General features: G+C 65.4%; 17 protein-coding genes and 1 pseudogene. 8 read left to right on the forward strand and 10 right to left on the reverse strand.

All coding sequences use genetic code 11. The annotated features are described in order from the left end of the window. The first annotated feature begins 104 nt into the window (after nt 1-104). Together QHC78_RS09165 and QHC78_RS09170 are read left to right on the forward strand one after the other, a co-directional pair. Nucleotides 105-1,019: a LysR family transcriptional regulator gene (locus QHC78_RS09165; RefSeq protein WP_319743692.1), complete on the forward strand. Its 915-nt coding sequence runs from the start codon at nt 105-107 to the stop codon at nt 1,017-1,019. 298 nt (nt 1,020-1,317) lie between these two features. After that, a complete protein-coding gene (locus QHC78_RS09170; protein ID WP_413816453.1) occupies nt 1,318-2,505 on the forward strand; it encodes an integrase arm-type DNA-binding domain-containing protein in 1,188 nt (395 codons plus the stop codon). Here QHC78_RS09170 and QHC78_RS21125 read toward each other — a convergent pair. Together QHC78_RS21125 and QHC78_RS09175 are read right to left on the reverse strand one after the other, a co-directional pair. Next, nucleotides 2,403-2,696, reverse strand: a pseudogene (locus QHC78_RS21125) (MOSC N-terminal beta barrel domain-containing protein); the annotation flags it as partial. The gene QHC78_RS09170 and the pseudogene QHC78_RS21125 overlap by 103 nt on opposite strands. A 123-nt stretch (nt 2,697-2,819) precedes the next feature. Further along, nucleotides 2,820-5,243 carry an AsmA family protein gene (locus tag QHC78_RS09175; RefSeq protein WP_319743696.1) on the reverse strand — a complete coding sequence of 808 codons (2,424 nt, stop codon included), beginning with the start codon at nt 5,241-5,243 and terminating at the stop codon, nt 2,820-2,822. 141 nt (nt 5,244-5,384) lie between these two features. On the opposite strand from QHC78_RS09175, the gene QHC78_RS09180 reads away from it, so the two are divergent. Beyond that, nucleotides 5,385-6,269, forward strand: a complete 885-nt coding sequence (locus QHC78_RS09180) for a pirin family protein (RefSeq protein ID WP_319743698.1) — start codon at nt 5,385-5,387, stop codon at nt 6,267-6,269. Between the two features lie 99 nt (nt 6,270-6,368). Further along, a complete protein-coding gene (locus QHC78_RS09185; RefSeq protein WP_319743700.1) occupies nt 6,369-7,352 on the forward strand; it encodes a Bug family tripartite tricarboxylate transporter substrate binding protein in 984 nt (327 codons plus the stop codon). A 5-nt stretch (nt 7,353-7,357) separates the two neighbouring features. On the opposite strand, the gene QHC78_RS09190 is transcribed toward QHC78_RS09185, so the two are convergent. Then, nucleotides 7,358-8,206, reverse strand: coding sequence for an AraC family transcriptional regulator (locus QHC78_RS09190; RefSeq protein ID WP_319743702.1), 849 nt, complete (start codon nt 8,204-8,206; stop codon nt 7,358-7,360). A 120-nt stretch (nt 8,207-8,326) separates the two neighbouring features. Here QHC78_RS09190 and QHC78_RS09195 point away from each other — a divergent pair, with 120 nt between their 5' ends. Continuing rightward, nucleotides 8,327-9,391, forward strand: a complete 1,065-nt coding sequence (locus QHC78_RS09195) for an adenosine deaminase (protein WP_319743704.1) — start codon at nt 8,327-8,329, stop codon at nt 9,389-9,391. A gap of 51 nt (nt 9,392-9,442) precedes the next feature. Here the strand turns inward: QHC78_RS09195 and QHC78_RS09200 are convergent, their stop codons facing one another. The 6 genes from QHC78_RS09200 to QHC78_RS09225 form a co-directional block, all read right to left on the reverse strand. Beyond that, nucleotides 9,443-9,946 carry a PRC-barrel domain-containing protein gene (locus QHC78_RS09200; RefSeq protein ID WP_319743706.1) on the reverse strand — a complete coding sequence of 168 codons (504 nt, stop codon included), beginning with the start codon at nt 9,944-9,946 and terminating at the stop codon, nt 9,443-9,445. Between the two features lie 106 nt (nt 9,947-10,052). Further along, complete coding sequence (locus QHC78_RS09205; RefSeq protein ID WP_319743708.1) at nt 10,053-10,916, reverse strand: isocitrate lyase/PEP mutase family protein; 864 nt, start codon at nt 10,914-10,916, stop codon at nt 10,053-10,055. Nucleotides 10,917-10,927: 11 nt separating this feature from the next. After that, nucleotides 10,928-11,560, reverse strand: a complete 633-nt coding sequence (locus QHC78_RS09210) for a cysteine hydrolase family protein (protein ID WP_319743710.1) — start codon at nt 11,558-11,560, stop codon at nt 10,928-10,930. A 13-nt stretch (nt 11,561-11,573) separates the two neighbouring features. Next, nucleotides 11,574-12,086 carry a LeuD/DmdB family oxidoreductase small subunit gene (locus tag QHC78_RS09215; protein WP_319743712.1) on the reverse strand — a complete coding sequence of 171 codons (513 nt, stop codon included), beginning with the start codon at nt 12,084-12,086 and terminating at the stop codon, nt 11,574-11,576. Beyond that, nucleotides 12,083-13,360 (reverse strand): 3-isopropylmalate dehydratase large subunit, encoded by a 1,278-nt coding sequence (locus tag QHC78_RS09220; protein WP_319743714.1) that lies wholly within the window; start codon nt 13,358-13,360, stop codon nt 12,083-12,085. The genes QHC78_RS09215 and QHC78_RS09220 overlap by 4 nt, the downstream gene beginning before the upstream one ends. Before the next feature lie 118 nt (nt 13,361-13,478). Beyond that, the gene (locus QHC78_RS09225) at nt 13,479-14,264 is read right to left on the reverse strand and encodes a GntR family transcriptional regulator (protein WP_319743716.1); all 786 of its coding nucleotides are present in this window, start codon (nt 14,262-14,264) and stop codon (nt 13,479-13,481) included. A gap of 108 nt (nt 14,265-14,372) precedes the next feature. Here QHC78_RS09225 and QHC78_RS09230 point away from each other — a divergent pair, with 108 nt between their 5' ends. Further along, nucleotides 14,373-15,383, forward strand: coding sequence for a Bug family tripartite tricarboxylate transporter substrate binding protein (locus tag QHC78_RS09230; RefSeq protein WP_319743718.1), 1,011 nt, complete (start codon nt 14,373-14,375; stop codon nt 15,381-15,383). 4 nt (nt 15,384-15,387) lie between these two features. Then, on the forward strand, nt 15,388-16,146 hold the full coding sequence (locus QHC78_RS09235; protein ID WP_319743720.1) for a maleate cis-trans isomerase family protein: 759 nt from the start codon (nt 15,388-15,390) through the stop codon (nt 16,144-16,146). Between the two features lie 30 nt (nt 16,147-16,176). Here QHC78_RS09235 and QHC78_RS09240 read toward each other — a convergent pair whose 3' ends face one another. After that, on the reverse strand, nt 16,177-17,385 hold the full coding sequence (locus tag QHC78_RS09240; RefSeq protein WP_319743722.1) for an FAD-dependent oxidoreductase: 1,209 nt from the start codon (nt 17,383-17,385) through the stop codon (nt 16,177-16,179). Between the two features lie 254 nt (nt 17,386-17,639). Between QHC78_RS09240 and QHC78_RS09245 the strand changes: the two genes are divergently transcribed. Beyond that, nucleotides 17,640-18,071, forward strand: a complete 432-nt coding sequence (locus QHC78_RS09245) for a carboxymuconolactone decarboxylase family protein (RefSeq protein WP_319743724.1) — start codon at nt 17,640-17,642, stop codon at nt 18,069-18,071. Nucleotides 18,072-18,097: the final 26 nt, after the last annotated feature.

Below are 18,097 nucleotides of genomic sequence, written 5' to 3' on the forward strand. Positions count from 1 at the left end.
TCGAAGGGTTGCGAGCTGAGTATGAGAGAAGAAAGACACCGGCACCATCCGTAAAACGCTATGATCAGCTCAAACCATTAGTTTGAAATCTGACGGGGGTATGCATGCTTCGCCACCTGGAGTGTTTCGTCAGCAGCGCCGAAAACGGCAGCTTTTCCGCCGCCGGCCGCACCTTGGGCATGAGTTCGGCGGCAGTGGGCAAAAACATCACCAAACTGGAAGCCCTGGTGGGTGTGCGGCTGTTTCAACGCAATACGCGCAAACTCACCCTCACCGAAGCAGGCGAGCGCTTTCTGCAGGAGGTCAGTGGAAGCGTGCAAGCCCTTCAATCCGCGCTAAAGGGCCTGAATGGTGGCGGCGAGGCGGCCGGGACCCTGAAAATCAGCATGGGCACCGCTTTTGGTCTGCATTATGTGCTGCCGATGCTGCCGGACTTCCTGGCGCGCTATCCGGCCATCGTGCCCGACTGGCACTTCGACAATCGCCAAGTGGACTTGATCGGCGAGCATTTCGACGCGGCGTTGGGCGGCGGTTTTGAATTGCCGCAAGGCATGATTGCGCGCGAACTGGCTCCGGCCCACACGGTATTGGTCGCGTCAGCGGCGTATCTGCGTCGTCAGCCGCCCCTGTGCAAGCCGGATCAGTTGGGAAGTCATGCGGGCATTTTCATCCGTTCGCCGCAAACCGGGCGCATTCGCAACCTGCCGCTACGCAACGAGCGGAACGAACAGCATGCGCTGACGATGACGGTCAGCATGACGGTCAATGAACCGGAAGCAGCGGCTCGGGCCGCTGAAATGGGCGTGGGCATTGCAGTGATCTCCATGCCGAATGCCCTGCCCTATCTTGAAAGCGGCAGGCTGAAGCGCGTGCTGCCGGGCTGGTATGTTGATCGTGGCAGCGTGTGTCTGTATTTCCCTACCACCAAATTCCTGCCGGCCAAGACCCGGGTGTTCGTCGACTACGTCACCGAGCAGTTTCGGCAGCAGAAGCTGGCAGCACGGCTTGATGCCCGATGACGGGAAATACTGGGAAGAGGTTGTCGCCGTCGTCCGGCAGATGCTCTTTCGAATCCGGCTTCGCACAAATGAAAATGCCCAGCCTTTAGGGCTGGGCATCGAATCCTTGGTGGCCTGGGGCGGAATCGAACCACCGACACGCGGATTTTCAATCGGGTCTTGCACGCTCTGCCATGATTTGTAATCCGATGGTTTCGGGGCGCTTACAACAAGGGAAAACCGCGACTTAATGGCTTTCAGAGGGCAGAAACGACGTGCCTGAACACAACATCTTGTGGTGAAAAACCGTGTTCGCGTCGTGGCCCCGAACCTCTGGAGCCAACACTTGAAAACCAAGATCACCCAATCGCTCGTTGAGCGCAGCCCCACGCCCGCTAAAGGTCAGTCAGCCCTGTATGCCGACACCGAAATGCGGGGTTTCTACCTCATCGTCACGCCAACGAAGCGCAGCTTCTACGTCCAGTCTCTGGTCAACGGCAAGCAGGTTCGCACGAAGCTCGGCGATCACCCTGCCCTCGACGCCAAGCAAGCCCGCGACATGGCACGCAGCGTTCTCGTCGGCATGCGAGGAGGCACCAATCCCAATGAAGAGCGCCGCAAGGCCAGGGCGCGCGGCATCACGCTGGCTCAGGCCCTGGAATTGCATCTTGCCGCACGGCCGCTCTCGCCCCGCACAGTCGAAGACTACAACTACTATTGCAAGCAGTACCTCGGGGACTGGCTGAACAAGACGCTGGACGAGCTCGGCTCGGACCGTTCTGCGGTACGTGAGCGCCACCGCCGCATCACCGAGAAGCACGGTTCGACCTGCGCGGACAGCACTTTCCGCATCTTCCGCGCTGTCTACTCGCGGGGGCTGCGCGAACATCCCGACCTCCCGCCGAATCCCTGCGCGAACGTTGACTACCACGGCCTCAAGCGGCGCAAGGTGGACGCCAGCACCGACAAGCTCAAGGCGTGGGGTAAGGCGGTGCTCAAGCTGCACCCCGTGCGGCGCGACCTGCACCTGTTCATGATGCTCACAGGGATGCGGCGCACCTCGGCCTGCGAGGCCCAGACGACCGACCTGCACCTGAGCGACAAGCGCCTGCACGTGCCCAAGCCCAAGGGAGGCGCCAGCCGCGCTTTCGACCTGCCACTGTCAGGCCCACTCGCCGACTTGTTCGGCCACCGACTGGCTGAGAGCCCCAAGGTACAGCGCAAGAGCAAGTGGCTGTTCCCCGCAGACAGTGAGAGCGGTCATGTCGCCGAAGTCGCGCAGCATGAGTTGGGTGGGCTTACAGGCCACGCTCTGCGGCACTGCTATTCCACGCTGGCCGTCGAGGCCAGCAAGGTGCCGAACCATTGCGCCGCGAGATCGCCCTCATCCACTGCGTCCACGTCATCGCGCCAGACCTTCACGCGGCGGCGCACGCTGTCGTCATCCTCGATCACGTCTATGGGAATGTCCAGCCGCGGCTGGCCTGGAGCCGTCACCACCAGATAGCCATCGCGCAAATCGGTCCTGATGCGGGCCATGGCCGGGTGGCTGCGCTGCGTCAGGAAAACGCCATCCTGGTCGACCACCATCCAGCGCCTGTCATGGTGCAAGCCCGCCATGCCGACGGGTGAAGACTGCAGCGCGATCCCGCCACAGGATTTGATGGGATAGATGTACAGGCCGGAAATAGCAATCATAGCGAGGCACCCAGCGCAGCGACCCGCCCATGAGGTAACGCGGGCAGCCCGTCCTGGGTCGTGGGGCGGTATCGGAATCGTAGCGGTATGTTATCGCGCGTCCAAGAATTACTGCGGAGCGGACTACTTGAACAGCCCTTTGAGGCGGTCGCGCACGGCGTCGCGCAGTTTGTCGCCCGATTCGGACGGTTCTACTCCCAGTTCTTCCTGGATTTTTCCTTCGAGGGCCTTCTTGAGCACGTCGCCGGCGACCTTGCTCCATTCAATGGTATAGGAGGGAGCATCGAAAGGCCCCGCCACGTGCACGGGCACGGTCACGTTACGCAGTTCCGCCAAGTCCTTGCCGTCCTGGCCGGTCGTGGTGTTGACGACGGTCACCCGCGCCTCCAGGTCGAAGCGCCCTTGGGGTATGTCGATGCGGGCCGGCTCGCCTTCGGCGATGCGCAGCAGCGGGGCCTTGACGCTCAGGCTGCGTACCGTCCCCACGCCGGCGGCAAAGACCAGCTGCGCCTGCAGTTCGGAGAAGTCGGTCTGCCGGGTCGCTTCATGCGCCAGCACGCCGTCCTTGCGCTGCGTGAGCATGGAACGGAACTCGCGCAAGGACTGCGCCAGGTTCACACCCTTGATCGCCCCGTCGCGCAGCGCAATATTGGCCGTGCCGTTCAGCCCGCGCTTCATGGCCTCCACCGTCTTGCCGGTCGCGGTCAGATTGAGCGCCACCGTGCCCCGGCCCATGAGCGTGTCTTTGCCCGACAGATCGGCCAACAGCGGTTGCACCGATATGTTGGACAACGTGGGCGCCAGGCCGATACGGTTCGTGCCCGCGTCGGCGAACAGGCTGCCCGACAGCGTGCCGCCGTACAGCGCAGCCCGCAGCCCGCTCACGTCGGCGCGCCCCTTGGCAACGCGAATCGATGCCGACACATTGGCCGCCTTCAGGCCGCGGGCCACCAACTGGCCGATCTTCAGATTGCCGCTTGCCGTCACGCCCTTGAGGACGGACAGGTCGACGGGACGCTCGGCCGGTTCGCGCGAAGGCGTGCCGGCAGCTGCGGGCGCCCGAGGCGGTCGAGGCGATTGAGGCGGCGCCAGCTTGTCGAGGTCCAGGGTCTGGGCAGCGGCCGAGAAAGTGATGCGGGGCTCGTCGAACTGCGCCACGTCCGCCGTCGCGCTGAATTCGCCGCCTTCGATGCTGCCGTCCAGCCTTGCCGCCAGGTGTTCCTTGTCGAGGTTGGCACGCACGCTGCCCTTGACGGGGATATGCATAGGCCCGGCCGGCAACGCCGGATCGTCGATGTCCACTTGGCCCGTTATCCGGGACAGGGCCAGCGTCTTGCGCCGCAGGCTCGCCTCGAGCGGCGAGGCGCTCGCCAGCTTGACCAGGCGATCGCCCTGGCGCAATTCGCCGTCGAGCGTGGCACGGCCGACTTCCACCTTGTCGGCATTGCCCGAGATACCGGTCAAGGCCAGCCTCATGTCGAGATCGCGCGCGCCCGACAAGCGCAGCCGGCCGGTCACGGCCTCGCCCTCGGCTTCCTGCGGCGATACGTTCAAGGCCGGGGCGGCCAGCGACACATCGAAAGGATCCGGGCCCAGCTTGCCCTGTGCCGACAGGGAAAGCTTCTCGGCCCGCAGCCGTCCCTCGGCCAGGCCGGCAGTCAGGCGAGGCGCCTCCACGCGCAGGTCCACGCCGGTCAGCGGACGGTTTCCCGCCACGTCGCCTTGGAAGACCACCGATACGCCGGAAGCATCGATCGCCTGCCGCTGGCCATCGTAGGCGAGATCCCCGCGCGCCGTCAGCGCCGTGGCCCGTACCGAGGGCAGTACGCCCGAAGCCTTCAGGTCGAACCCCTCGACGGAGAACGCGCGCGACCCCGGATCGAAGGTCAACCTACCCTCGCTCTGTACGGTGGCGTCCACACGCGGACTCTGTCCCAGCACACGTGCCGACACCCGGAAATCGAACGGCGTGCGGGGCGCCACCCGGCCGGTGGTGGCGGCAAGCCGCTCCACCCGCATCGACGTGCCACGGACGTAGTCGCGCAGCGCCAGTTCGCCGCCACTGAACTCCACGCCGGCCACGTCGAACAGCAGCGGCTTGCCTTCGGCCTGGAGCGGCCCGTCGGCCGGGCCGCCCGGCGCCGGGGCCGACTTGCCGAGCAGGTCCTCGAAGTTGAGCTTGCCGTTCTGGTAGCGGACGATGTTGGCCTTCAGGCCTGCGACCTTGATGCCATCGACGACGATGCGTCCCGACAGCAGCGGCAGGACGGCGACGGACGCGCGGGCCCGGTCGACGGCCGCGAAGATCTGGGTCGAGCGGGGCTCGGACAGCGATAGCCGCTCGACCTCCACTCCCAGGTTCGGAAAAACGCTGAGCTTGAGGTCCCCGTCGATACGCAGCGTACGGTCGTATCGTTTCTTGACTGCATCGGCGACCGGACCCTTGTAATGATTGGGGTCGACCAGCAACACCAGGGCCAGGACCCCGATGGCTGCGAGGGCGAGCACGGCCGCCGCGCCGATTGCGATGCGCTTGAACCACCGCATGTAACACGTCTCCGAAAATCCAGGGCGGCCGATCTGCCGTAGCCGGCTTTTCTGCGACTTTACCCTAGCAGCCACTATCATACCGAGGTCGCATGACACGCCGCCGCAGCCTGCGGTGGCCCAGCGGACAAGGAGACCGCGATGGCAGAACAGGATTCCGGCATAGAGCGCATCAGCCCGCGCAGCGCCCACATCGGCGGCGGCATCAGCGTGGATCGCGTTCTTCCGGTACGCCAGCGCCGGCGCATCGGAGCCTGGTGTTTTCTCGATCATGCGGGCCCCGCCCGCTTCGAGCCCGGAGGCGGGATGCTGGTCGAGGCCCATCCCCACATCGGCCTGCAGACCTTCACCTGGCTGATCGAAGGAGAAGCCTTGCACCGGGACAGCCTGGGCAATGAACAAGTGCTGCGTCCGGGCCAGGTCAATCTGATGACGGCCGGCATAGGCATCAGCCATACCGAGGAGTCGCTGCCCGACCAGCGGGTCCTGCATGCCGCCCAGCTCTGGATCGCCTTGCCCCCCGGCAAGCAAGAGATCCCGCCTGCGTTCGACCATTACCCCGACCTGCCCCGCTGGACCGAAAGCGGCGTGGCCTTCACCCTGCTGGCCGGCTCGTATGCGGGGCGTAGCGCACCGGCGCGCGTCTATTCGCCTTTGGTCGGCGTCGACCTGCAGAATGCCGCGGCAGTTTCCCTGCGCCTGGCCCTGGAGCCGGGCTACGAGCACGGGCTCATGGTGCTCGAAGGCGGCCTGGCCGTCGAGGACGAGCGATTCGGGCCCAACGAACTGGCCTACCTGCCCGCCGGCCGCGCCGACGCGGGCCTGGCGCTGGACGCGGGAAGCCGCGTGCTGCTGATAGGGGGAGCGCCGGCTACGGACGACGTCACGATCTGGTGGAACTTCGTTGGCAGCAAGGAAGCCATTGCGCAGGCACGGCAGGATTGGGAAAACCGCAGCGACCGCTTCGGCTCGGTCCAGGGTTACGAGAATCGGCGGCTGACTGCGCCCCCGGTACCTTGGAAGTAGTTTTCGCTACGCGAAAACTGATAAAAATACCCTTGCCGGGCCCGGGCCAGGACGCGACGATCAGTTTCCTTTCCTACAAGAATCCAATGGAGACTGCTCATGCCCACGTCCACGCTTCTTGCGCGGGCCGGCGCCGCGCTTGCATCGCTTTGCGCCTTCATGCCCGGCGCCGCCACTGCCGCGGACTATCCCGCCCGACCCGTGACCTTGATTGTCGGCTACCTGCCGGGCGGCGCCATCGACCAATCGGCCCGCCTGGTGGCCAACGAACTCTCGAAACGCTGGAAGCAATCGGTAGTCGTCGAGAATCGGCCGGGCGCCAACGGTACCATCGCGGCGGCCGCGGTAGCCGACGCCCGGCCGGATGGCTACACGATGCTGGTCACGGCCACGAGCCACAACCTGAACAAATTCGTCAACAAGAACCTGCGCTATGACGTGGCAAGGTCCTTTACACCGGTGGCCCTGACGGTAGAAGTGCCCAACGTCCTCGTGGTCAGCGCCTCCTCGCCCTACCAGGACCTGGGCCAGTTGCTGGCCGCCCTGCGCGAGAAGAAGAAAGCGTTCAGCTACAGCTCGCAGGGCGTGGGCGGCGTCCCCCATCTGGCGGGCGAGCTGTTCAAGATCCGGACCGGCACGGAGATCCTCCACGTTCCGTACAAAGGCGCCGCCCAGGGCATGACGGACCTGATCGGCGGCGTGGTCGATATGTCCTTCCCGTCTCCCGGCTCGGCCATGAGCTACCTCGCCCAGGGCAAGCTGCGGGCACTGGCCGTGGCCGCGCCCGAGCGCCTCGCGCAGCTGAAAGACGTCCCGACCTTTGCCGAGGCCGGTGTGGCCGATTACACCATCAGCACCTGGCATGGCATCCTCGCCCCGGCGGGAACGCCGGCCGATATCGTGGACCAGGTCAACGCCGACGTGAATGCGCTGCTGCGCGATCCCAACGTGCGGAAAGCCCTGGAAGCCCAGGGCAACCTGGCGGCGCAGCCGCTGACGCCCCCTCAGTTCGGCGAGAAACTGGCCAGGGAGCTGGCCATTTATGGCGACCTGGCCGCCAAGGTGGATCTCACCGCCAACTGACGCGCCTAGGCGCGATCGGCCAACGGCAAATAGATCCGCGTCCTGAGGTCCGACGGCGGCGTGCTCTTGGGATCGTCCAGATACTCCTCGAACACCGGGAAGTCGGCCGGCTGCTCGCCGCTGCGCGGCAGCCAGCCCCCGAACAGCCATTCGTAGGCCGTCTCCAGCTCGCTGTACGGTCCGATGTGCTCGAGCACCGCGCAGCGGCCGGCGCGCAGATCCACGCGGTGCAACGGGTCCGCCAGCGCGGCGGCGGCGGAAACTTCAATACCCGCGTCCGCCCGCAGCTCTTGTAGCTGCACCTGTTTCGGGTCGTCGTAATACACGCCGAAGCAGCGCTGCTGCCCGCGCAGCAAGCCCCGGTTGGCGGCAAGCATGAACAGCCGGTCGAAGGTGGCCCCGACCTGGAGATAGTCGCCGACATGCGGCAACGCGGCGAGCGACAGGCCTGGGAATGATTCGATCTTCACGGTATGCATGGTGAGCTCCTTGGTGCGATGGATGACTTCGCGGGAACGGTCCTCACGATATCGCCCCGGCGGCATACCGAACGCCGTGCCGAACGCACGGCTGAAGGCGGCCGTCGATCCATACCCGGCGCGCCGGGCGACTTGGTCGAGCGAACGGCTGCCGGCCTGCAACTCGGCCGACGCCCTGAGCAGGCGCACCCGTTGTACGGTGGCCGCCACCGTCTCGCCTACCATCGCCCGGTAGACGCGATGAAAGTGATACGGCGACAAGCACGCCAGCTCGGCGAGGCGGTACAGGTCGGCGTCCTCGTCCGGGTGGGCTGCCAACCAGGCCAGGACGGGCTCCAGGCGCCGCTCGTAGTGGTTGCGGGTTTGCGATTTCATGGGACCTCCCGGACCGCACTGTAGGGCAGGCCGCATTGCAGATTTTGCGGTTTTTCGGCCGCCGGTCGCAAAGGCGGCGGGGCTAGAATATAGCGGTCCGCCGCGCTAGGAATTACGGCAATGCCCGCGACACGCCCCGTCCCCCGCCCGCACCTGGCCGCGCTGCTACAGGCCATGCCCAAGGCCGAGCTGCACGTGCACATCGAAGGAACGCTCGAACCCGAGCTCATCTTCACGCTGGCGCGGCGCAACGGCATCGCGTTACCGTATCCCGACATCGACAGCCTGCGCCGGGCCTACGCCTTCCAGGATCTGCAAAGCTTCCTGGACCTCTATTACGCCGGCGCAGGCGTCCTGCAGCGCGAAGAAGATTTCTACGACATGGCAATGGCCTATTTCCGGCGCGCCGCGCGGGACAACGTGGTACACGCCGAGATCTTCTTCGATCCCCAGACACATACGGCACGAGGGATAGCCTTTGGCACGGTGATGGCAGGGCTGCTACGTGCCCGGCGCGACGCCCGGCAAGCGCTCGGCGTGGGCAGCGAGCTGATCATGTGCTTCCTGCGCCACCTGCCCGAAGAAGCGGCCTTCGGGACACTGGCGCAGGCGATGCCCTATCGCGAACACATCATCGGCGTGGGACTGGACAGCGGCGAAGCGGGCAACCCGCCCGAAAAATTCGCCGCCGTCTTCCGGCGCTGCCGCGAACTCGGATGGCATGCAGTCGCCCACGCCGGCGAAGAAGGCCCGCCGGCTTATATATGGAGTGCCCTGCACGAATTAGGGGCCGAGCGCATCGATCATGGCGTGCGCTGCGTCGAAGACCCCGGCCTGGTTGCCTACCTGGCCGAGCGGCGGATTCCGCTGACGGTCTGCCCGCTTTCCAACGTCATGCTCAAGGTGCATCCCGGCATGGCGGAACATCCGCTGGCCGCGCTGATGAAAGCGGGACTTTGTGTCACCGTGAACTCGGACGACCCCGCCTACTTCGGCGGCTACGTTACCGATAATTTCCTGGCTTGCTTCGAGGCATTGCCGGAGTTGGGCGTGGAGCACGCAAGGCAACTGGCACTCAACAGCTTCGAGGCCAGCTTCGCCGCCGAGGCGGACAAAAAAGCCTGGCGGCGCAGGCTGAATCAGGCGTTCCGGGCGGGCGGCCACGGCAGCGCGCCGGCGGCATAGGCCAGGCCGCCTCCGGCACGCAAGCCGTGCACACGCCCCGCACCGCCGGCATCAAAGCCCTTCCGAGAACCCCGTGCGAGGCGCGTTGACCACCGGCTGGTCTATGGTGGTCTCCTCGCCACGGCGCCGCCGCCAATAGGGCTCGGTCCCGTAATGGCTATGCAAGGCGGTCGCCCAACCTGCGTCGGCGAAACTCGGCCAGTGATCCTTGTCGAACCCTTCGGCGTTCTTGACGACATCGGCACTCACGCTGAGGATAAATGCCTTGCGGTCCGTATCCAGCGTCAACGCATTCCACGGGATAGCCAGCAGCTTGCTGCCCATGCCCAGGAATCCTCCGCTGGAGAGAACGGCATAGGCGATCCGTCCGCTGTTCACGTCCAGCATGATGTCCTTGATCGATCCGACGTCGACGTCGTCGGCGCTGTAAACCGTGTTTCCGTCCAGCGTGGCCGCGGCCATGATGTGCGGACCTGGCCCGTCAGCCGTTGCGCTGCCCTTGCCCACGATACCGGCTCCGCCTTGCGGCGTGACCGTGCGGTCGATGTCTGCCATGGTGATCTCCTCTCGCGGCCCCGGCAGCTTCCATGCCGGCGCCGATGCAATGGACACTAAGTGGAAGCCATGGCGACTCAGCAAGGAATGTGCCGCGACGGAGCATTCAACCGGAGTAGGAATTTCCCTGCCGCATGAGTTCAGGCGTACCGATCAGTTCGTTCAGCGTATCGAAGTCCAGCATGCGCTCGCGCCAGGGAGCGGTGGTGCCATGCGCGAGCAGGCTTCCGTAATAAGCCTGCAACGTATGGGCAACCGCGCGCGCGGTGCCGCCCGGAAAGATGGCGATGCGAAAACCGTGGCGCTGCAGTTCCGCCGCGCTTTGAACCGGCGTCTTTCCGCCTTCCACCATATTGGCCAGCAGTGGCGCGCGGCCGTCGAAACGCCGGCACGCCGCCGCCATCTGCTCGGGCGTCCTGAGGGCTTCGATGAACAGCGCGTCGGCCCCTGCCTCCAGGTAACGCTCGGCACGCTCGAGCGCCGCCTCCAGCCCTTCCACCGCCACGGCATCGGTACGGGCAAGCACCAGCGTGGCCGTCGATACGCGGGCATCCAGGGCGGCCCGGAGCTTGCCCACCATTTCGCCGACCGGCACCACGGACTTGCCGTCCAGGTGCCCGCAGCGCTTGGGGAAAGTCTGGTCCTCCAGCTGGATGACCGCAGCACCCGCGCGCTCGAACCCGCGCACCGTACGCATGACATTCAGCGCATTGCCGAAGCCGGTGTCGGCATCGACAATGACCGGCAGCCCGACCCGCTCGGTAATGCGGGCCAGCGTATCCTCCACCTCGGTATAGGTGGTCAGGCCTACGTCCGAACGCCCCAGCCGCGTATAGGCAATGGAAGCGCCCGACAAGTACAGGGCTTCGAAACCGGCCTGCTCCGCGATCAGCGCGCTGAAGGCGTCGTACACGCCGGGGGCAAGCACGATGTCGGGCCGCGCAAGCCGCGAACGTAGATCGTGAGACACCGCATTCTCCTTCAGAGTGATCCTGGCGCGGACAGGCTCCGCACGAAGCCGAGGCAATCGGTCACCTCGCCGATACCCGCCATGTCTGCCAGCGCGGTCGCGTGCACCTCCTCGCGGAAGGCCGCGCAGCCGTCGGCCAGCACGATGGTGTGGTACTCGCGCATATGGGCGTCGCGCACCGTGCTGGCCACGCCGCCATTGGTCACGATCCCGCACACGGCGACGGTATCGATGCCCGCATGGCGCAGCACCCAATCGAGCTGGGTATTGAAGAACGCGGAATAGGCCACCTTGCAGACCGATACGTCGACGAGGCCATCCAGCGCGGGCACATTGGCCTGCCCCCGGCTGCCCGGCGCGAAGTCGCCCTTGCGCAGGAACGGGCGCAGCGCGGCCAGGTGCGGAGCGATCATGGGCTCCCCGCGCGCGTCCGGCCACAAGGTGAACTGGGTCGCGACCACCATGCCGCCGGCAGCCTTGAGGGTGCGGGCCACTTCCGCCACCCGGGCCGGCAGCCTGGCGGCGGCCGGGCTGACCGCCCCGCCTCGCGCATAGGCACCGTCCGGCGCGAGAAAATCATTCTGCAGGTCGACGATCAGCAGCGCCGTACGGGCGGGATCGGGAGAAGAAACGTTGGAGGCCATCGGGGCGATCGTCCTATGAAAACGCGCCCGGGCGCTCGCGGCCCAGGCGCTTGCGCAGCTGGTTCAGGAGTCCTCCGCTGCGCGCCATGTCAACCAGGAATCCGGGTATAGGCTCGCATGCCAGCAGCCGGCCATCCTGGGTCAGGATCTCGGGGGTATCGCGGAACCGGATTTCGATCTGCTCGGCTTCTTGCAGGGACTCGGCTTCGGGACAGGTCAGCAGCATCAAGCCGACGTTGAAAGCGTTGCGGAAAAACAGCCCGCCATACGAGGGCGCGATCACCGCCGCCACGCCCAGGCGCACCAGCGCGGCAGCGGCCTGTTCGCGCGATGAACCTATGCCGAAGCCCGGGCCGGCCGCCACCACATCGCCCGCGCGTACGGTGGCGGCAAATTCCGGCCTCGCCGATTCCAGGCAATGCGTTGCAATGACATCCAAGCCATGCTGCATGACATATCCCGGCGCCAGCAGATCGGTGTCGATATCCTGCCCCAGTTTCCAGACCCGATGCGTTGCCGCGCTCATGCCAACACCTCCCGTGGATCGCTGATCGTGCCGCGCAAAGCCGACGCCGCCACCGTATAAGGCGAGCCGAGGTACACGCGGGCGGTGGGCGACCCCATTCGTCCTTTGAAATTGCGCGCGGTCGTGGAGATTACCGTCACGTCATCGCCCACGGCGTTGCCATAGCCCGCGCACGCCCCGCACGAGGTCGGGAACAATTCGGCGCCTGCATCAAGAAGCGCCTGCAATACGCCTTCGCGCTGGGCCGCTTCCTGATCCCGCAGGCTGGCCGGCGCAACGATGAGCCGCACCCCCTGCGCCACCCGCCGGCCCCGCAGCACGGCGGCCGCGGCGCGCAGGTCATCCAGCTTGGCACCGGTACAGGCCCCCACATAGGCGACCTGGACCGGGGCGCCGGCATGGTCAGCCACCGGGGCGGCGTTGGCGGGACTGTGCGGCGCGGCCACCATGGGTGCAAGCACGTCGGCGTCAAACGCATGCTCGGTACATGAAGCATCGCTGTCCGTCGTCCACCCGCTCAGCTCAGGCACTTGGGCGCCGGTAGCGGACAGCCACTCCCGCGTGGTGGCATCGGGCGCGATCAGGCCCACTTGCGCGCCGAGCTCAGCGCTCATATTCGACAGGGTCATGCGTTCCTGCATGCTCAAGGCCTGTACCGCGGGGCCGCAGAACTCCACCGCCTGGTAGCCGCCCCCGTTCATGCCGAATCGGCCCAGCATGTGCAGCATCATGTCCTTGGCGGTCACCCCGGCCTGCAACGAGCCGGACCAGAACATGCGCAGCGTATCGGGCACGCGCAGCCAGATTTCTCCGGTCACGACCACCCCCAGCATCTCGGTTGCGCCGATGCCGAACATGTAGGCGCCGAATGCGCCGCCGGTGGGCGAATGGGAATCGCCGCCGACGCAGAACATGCCGGGCAGGATATGCCCGCCTTCGGGAACCACTACATGGCAGATGCCCTTGCTGTCGTAGACATGCGGCAACTCCTGTTCCCGGGCCCATTCTCGGGCGATGTGCACGATCTTGCGCGAGCCTTCGTCGCGCTCCGGCACATAATGGTCCATCACCAGCACTACCCGCGATTTGTCCCAGATTCCGGCGCCCAGTTCCTCCAGCATCGGCTTGAGCCGCCGGGGACCGGAAGAGTCGTGGAACATGGCGAGATCGACCTTGCAGGTCACGATCTCGCCCACGTCCACCCGCGTGCGCCCCGCAGCGCGGGCAATCAGCTTCTGCGCCAGCGTCTGGCCTGCATGCGACGAATTATTCAAACCCTCACCCGACGTCCTCGAAGAGCGCGCCGCCCTTCCTAACTATTGTCCTAACAATAGTACATTTGATTCGCGGGTTTGTGTTCGATTTCTGCAGGCACGGCACGGGCAAGCGCCATCACCGCATATACGCGTTGAAATCCTTGCTGACCCAGACCTTGGCATCGATCTCGCCCACCCGCGACAGTTCCATTTCATACTCGTAGCGGTCCGGGCAATACAAGCCTTGCAGCCACAGCACCGGACGGTCCTTCACGTCGTAGACCACCCGGTTCACGGACAGCAGCGCCGATCCCAGCGGCATGCCGAGCAGGCCTGCGACCGCGGCGTCGGCCTGACGCGCCGAAATGGTCTGGTGGGCGCGCCCGATCTCGATCCCGGATTCCTCCATCAGCACCAGCATGGCCTTGCGCCCCAATTGCCGGCGGCCCAGGTTGCGGGCAAATTCCCGCGGCACCCAGGTCGTGATGCAGGAAACCGGCCCGGCCTTGGTGCTCCGGACCCGGACCGCGCGCAATACCTGGCTTTTGGGCTCGACCTGCAACATGCGGGCCACCGGCTCGGTGGCGGGAACGTATTCGTGCTCGATGACCTTGACCGTGGTATCGAGGCTGGCGGTAATGAGATTGTCCAGCAGCCCGGTCATCCTGGTGGGAGGCGGCGCGTCATGCCCGGCCGTGGCAGGCGGGGGCAGCCGGCGCGTCCCGCGCCCGGCCGACCGTTCGATCAGGCCTTCCTGTGCCAGGTTCTCGAGGGCCTTGCGAACGGTGGCGCGCGAGACCGCGAACTCCTCCATCAACTCCAGTTCGCCGGGTACACGCTCGTCATAGAGGCCATCGCGCAACCGTTCTTTCAATACGAGATAGACGCTGTGGTACTTCGGCAGGGGCAGGGTTTGCTGCATGGGCTCAGGTTCTGTCTTATTGTCTGTCCAATAGAACATTTAGCTTGACGCCATGACAGAACCTGATCGAATATCCATATCGCCGTCATACATATCTCAGGTCATGTCATGCGCCATCATATTACAGGGGAACCCTGCGCCCGCCCCGGCGCACTGAGCATCAGCCGCCGCGCCGTGCTGGCCCTCGGCCTCGCGGCTGCCGCGCTTACCGTCCAGGCCCAGACATACCCCGACCGGCCCATCAAACTCATCGTGCCATTCAGCCCGGGCGGCACGACCGACGTCATTGGCCGGCTGGTGGCCACTGCGCTAGGCGAGGAAATCGGCCAGACCGTCGTGGTGGACAACAAGGGGGGTGCCGGGTCCATACTCGGCACGGACCTGGGCGCCAAGGCGCCTCCCAACGGCTATACCCTGGTCATTACCAATGGCGCCGCCATCACCACCGGCCCGCTGCTCGGGCAGAAGGTCCCGTACGATCCCTACAAGGATTTCACGCACATCATGCTGCTGGGGACCTTTCCCAATGGCGTCATCGTGCGCACCAGCCACCCGGCCAAGGATTTCAAGGAATTCGTGGAGCTGGCCCGGCAGGCTGGCGGGAAGTACAACTATGGATCGGCGGGCGTAGGGTCGGCGGGTTTCCTGGCCGGGGAAATGCTCAAGCAGAAAGCCCACATCGACATGACGCACGTCCCGTACAAAGGGACCGGACCGGCCATGAACGACCTGATCGGCGGCCAGCTCGACGCCATCTTCAACAACATGGCGGTCGCTTCGGCGCAGGCGCGGGCCGGAAATGTCCGCATACTGGCGGTCAGCGGTCCCAAGCGGGTGCCGGCCTTTCCCGACGTGCCGACCATGAGCGAAACCATACCCGGCATGGTGGGCGAGGCCTGGTTCGGCGTATCGGCGCCGGCCGGCACGCCCGCCGCGGTGGTGGACAAACTCGAGGCGGCGCTGGCCAAGGTCATGTCCAACGCCGAGTTCCGGGCCAAGCTGGCCGAACAGGGGCTCACCCCCGTCGGCGCCCCGCAGGCGGAGTTCGTGAAGTTCCTGCACGAGGAAGAGCGCAAGTGGGCGCCCATCATCAAGGCCGCCAACATCAAACTGGAATGAAGCCATGTCCGTCGAGTACGCGCCCAAGGGGCTCATCGGCCTGCTGACTCCCCAAGCCAATACCACCGTGGAGCCGGAGCATTACATCCTGCTGCCGGCAGGCTACGCGCACATCAACGCCCGCTTGATGAGCGACAAGTCCACTATCGAGGCACGGCTGGTGGACTACGTGGATCGGCTCAACGATGCCTGCACGCAGTTCGCCAATGCTCCCATAGGCGCCGTGGCGGTCGGATGCACCGGTGCCTCCTATCTGGTCGGCCGCGAACGGGAGGCCGAAGTCCTGGCCCGGATCGAACATGAACGGGGCGTGCCGGCGTTCACCGCGGCCACCGCCGTCGTGGCGGCGCTGAACCAGCTGGGCGCGCGCCGGGTAGCGCTGGCCTCGCCGTATCCCGCCGGCCTGACCGCCGCCAGCAAGGCTTACTGGGAATCGCAGGGGTTCGCCGTATCGCGCATTGCGTCGGCCGACATGGACCACTCGCAGTTCCACCCCATTTATTCGATGAAGGCCGACACCGCCGGCGCGCTGCTGGACGATCTGGCTTCCGACGATACCGATGCAATCCTGATGTTGGGCACCGGTATGCCGACGTTGGCGCCGCTGCTTGCCGCGAACGCGCGCTCGCGTGTCCCGGTGTTGTCGTGCATGCTATGCCTGGCCTGGATGGGCGTGTCGTCGCTCGAGGGCTATCCCGTTCCGCTGGCGCCCTGGCTGACCGGCGGCCACTGGCGCGAACGGCTGGCCGCGCAACAGGCGTAGCTGCCGGCCGGATTCTCGCCGGCGCGGCCGCTATTCGATGGCGGCGGCTTCCCGCAGCCCCAGGATCATCGAGGTTTCAAGCAGGTACTCCCGCGCCAGCCGCGGGTCTCCGGCTTTGCGCTGCAGCTCGCCCAAGGTCGCGCGGCGCTGCTTCTCGCCCCGTTCCTGCATGCGCGCCCGGTTGCGGCCCGACTGCTGCAGCACGTGCTTGATCGCGATGGGCCGGCGCTGGCGCTCGTATTGCGCAAGCAGCGCTTCGCTTTCACCGGCATAGATGCGCTTGAGCTTTTCGGTCAAGTTGAAGGCGTCGTGTATTCCGCCGTTCATGCCCATACCGCCGCTGGGGCTGTTGATGTGGGCGGCATCGCCCGCCAGCACGATCCGCCCGTTCACGTAGGTGTTCACCACCCGCTGGTGAATCCGGTAAGGCCGGATTTCCATGATTTCGTAAGGCTCGTCCCGCGGCAGGATGTGCTGCAGCTTCTTCTGGATCGAGTCCGGTTCCAGGGCGTCCTCGACCGTTTCCCCTTCCCAGGGATAAAGGCTGACCCGCCACAGGCCCGGCAGGCGCAACAGGCTGAAGGTTCCGGTCGATGCCCAGCAGTAGTTGATGTAGGAAAGGGTGGGTATGTGCTCGTGGAACGGGAATCGCGTGGTGGCAAGCACCGTCGTTTCCGGAAAGGTCAAGCCTTCGAAGCTGAGGTCCAGCGCCGCGCGGACCGTGCTGCGCGCACCATCGGCAGCGATCAGGTAGCGGCCGGCCAGTTCCTGGCGGCCGCCGCTGGCCGACTCCACCACCGCGCGAACCCCGCCTTCGTCCTGTTCCACCGCCACGCAGCGATGCCCCATCAGCACGCGTATGCCGGGCAGCTTGGTGCGGATATGCGCCAGCAGCAGTTCGGACAGCTTCCATTGCTCGACCTGCAGCCGATAAGGATGCGCGGTATCGCCCTTCAGCACGGAAAGATCGAACTCGGCGTATTCCCCCGTTTCGTGCATGCGGACTTGCCAAGTGGGCGCCACCAACCCGGCCTCGAGCAGCCCGGGGGTGATGCCATACTGGTCCAGCATTTCCAGCGTCGGGGGATGGAAGGTGGACGCTTTCAGCGCCCGGGAAACCTGGTCCTCGGCTTCCACGACTACCGCCGGAATGCCGAAATGGCCGAGCCGCATCGCCGCCACGAGGCCCACCGGACCACCACCTACGATAATGACCTGCTCTGGGGTCCCGCTGCTCACTCGCTACCTCGCTTGATGGGTGATTGCCTTCCGGCGGTATCGCCGTCCCCGCACGGGCAGGCGGCAGGGCATTTCACAATTATTCTATTGACCTGTCAATAGGACATTTAATAGATAGAGCGCTATAGGCAGCTGCTGGCACGGGACCCCGGCCGCCTCGCGTGCGGACGAACGGGGGCACGTCACAAATCGTACGGCTGGATCGTCGAACAGATGAGAACTGTTTCCCCATCCTTTCTATGGAGCCGATCGCCATGTCCAGTACCGCCGCCATCAACCCCGCCGTCCAGCTTCCGTCCGTCTACAAGGCCTTTGCCGAGGCACAGGCCGTCATCCTGGAGCAGGGCCTGGAACCGAGGCTACACCATCTGCTGGTATTGCGGGCCTCGCAAATCAACGGCTGCGCGTTTTGCGTCAAAATGCATACCCGGGAAGCCAGGGAAGACGGCGAAACCAATGACCGGCTCGACCGCCTGGTCGTCTGGGCGCACGTCAACGACTTCACTGAAAAGGAAAAAGCCGCCCTGGCCTGGACCGAAGCGCTGACCACGCTCGATCCCAAGACCGATTATGGCGCGCTGCGCGCCCGATTGCGGGCGCATTTCTCCGACAAGGAAATCAGCACGCTGACGGTTACGATTGCAATGATCAATCTCTGGAACCGGGTACAGGTGTCACAACACTGATAGGCCCCGTGCGCGCCCGCGCACGG

This window comes from Pigmentiphaga sp. (genome assembly GCF_033795525.1).
GTDB lineage: Bacteria > Pseudomonadota > Gammaproteobacteria > Burkholderiales > Burkholderiaceae_B > Pigmentiphaga.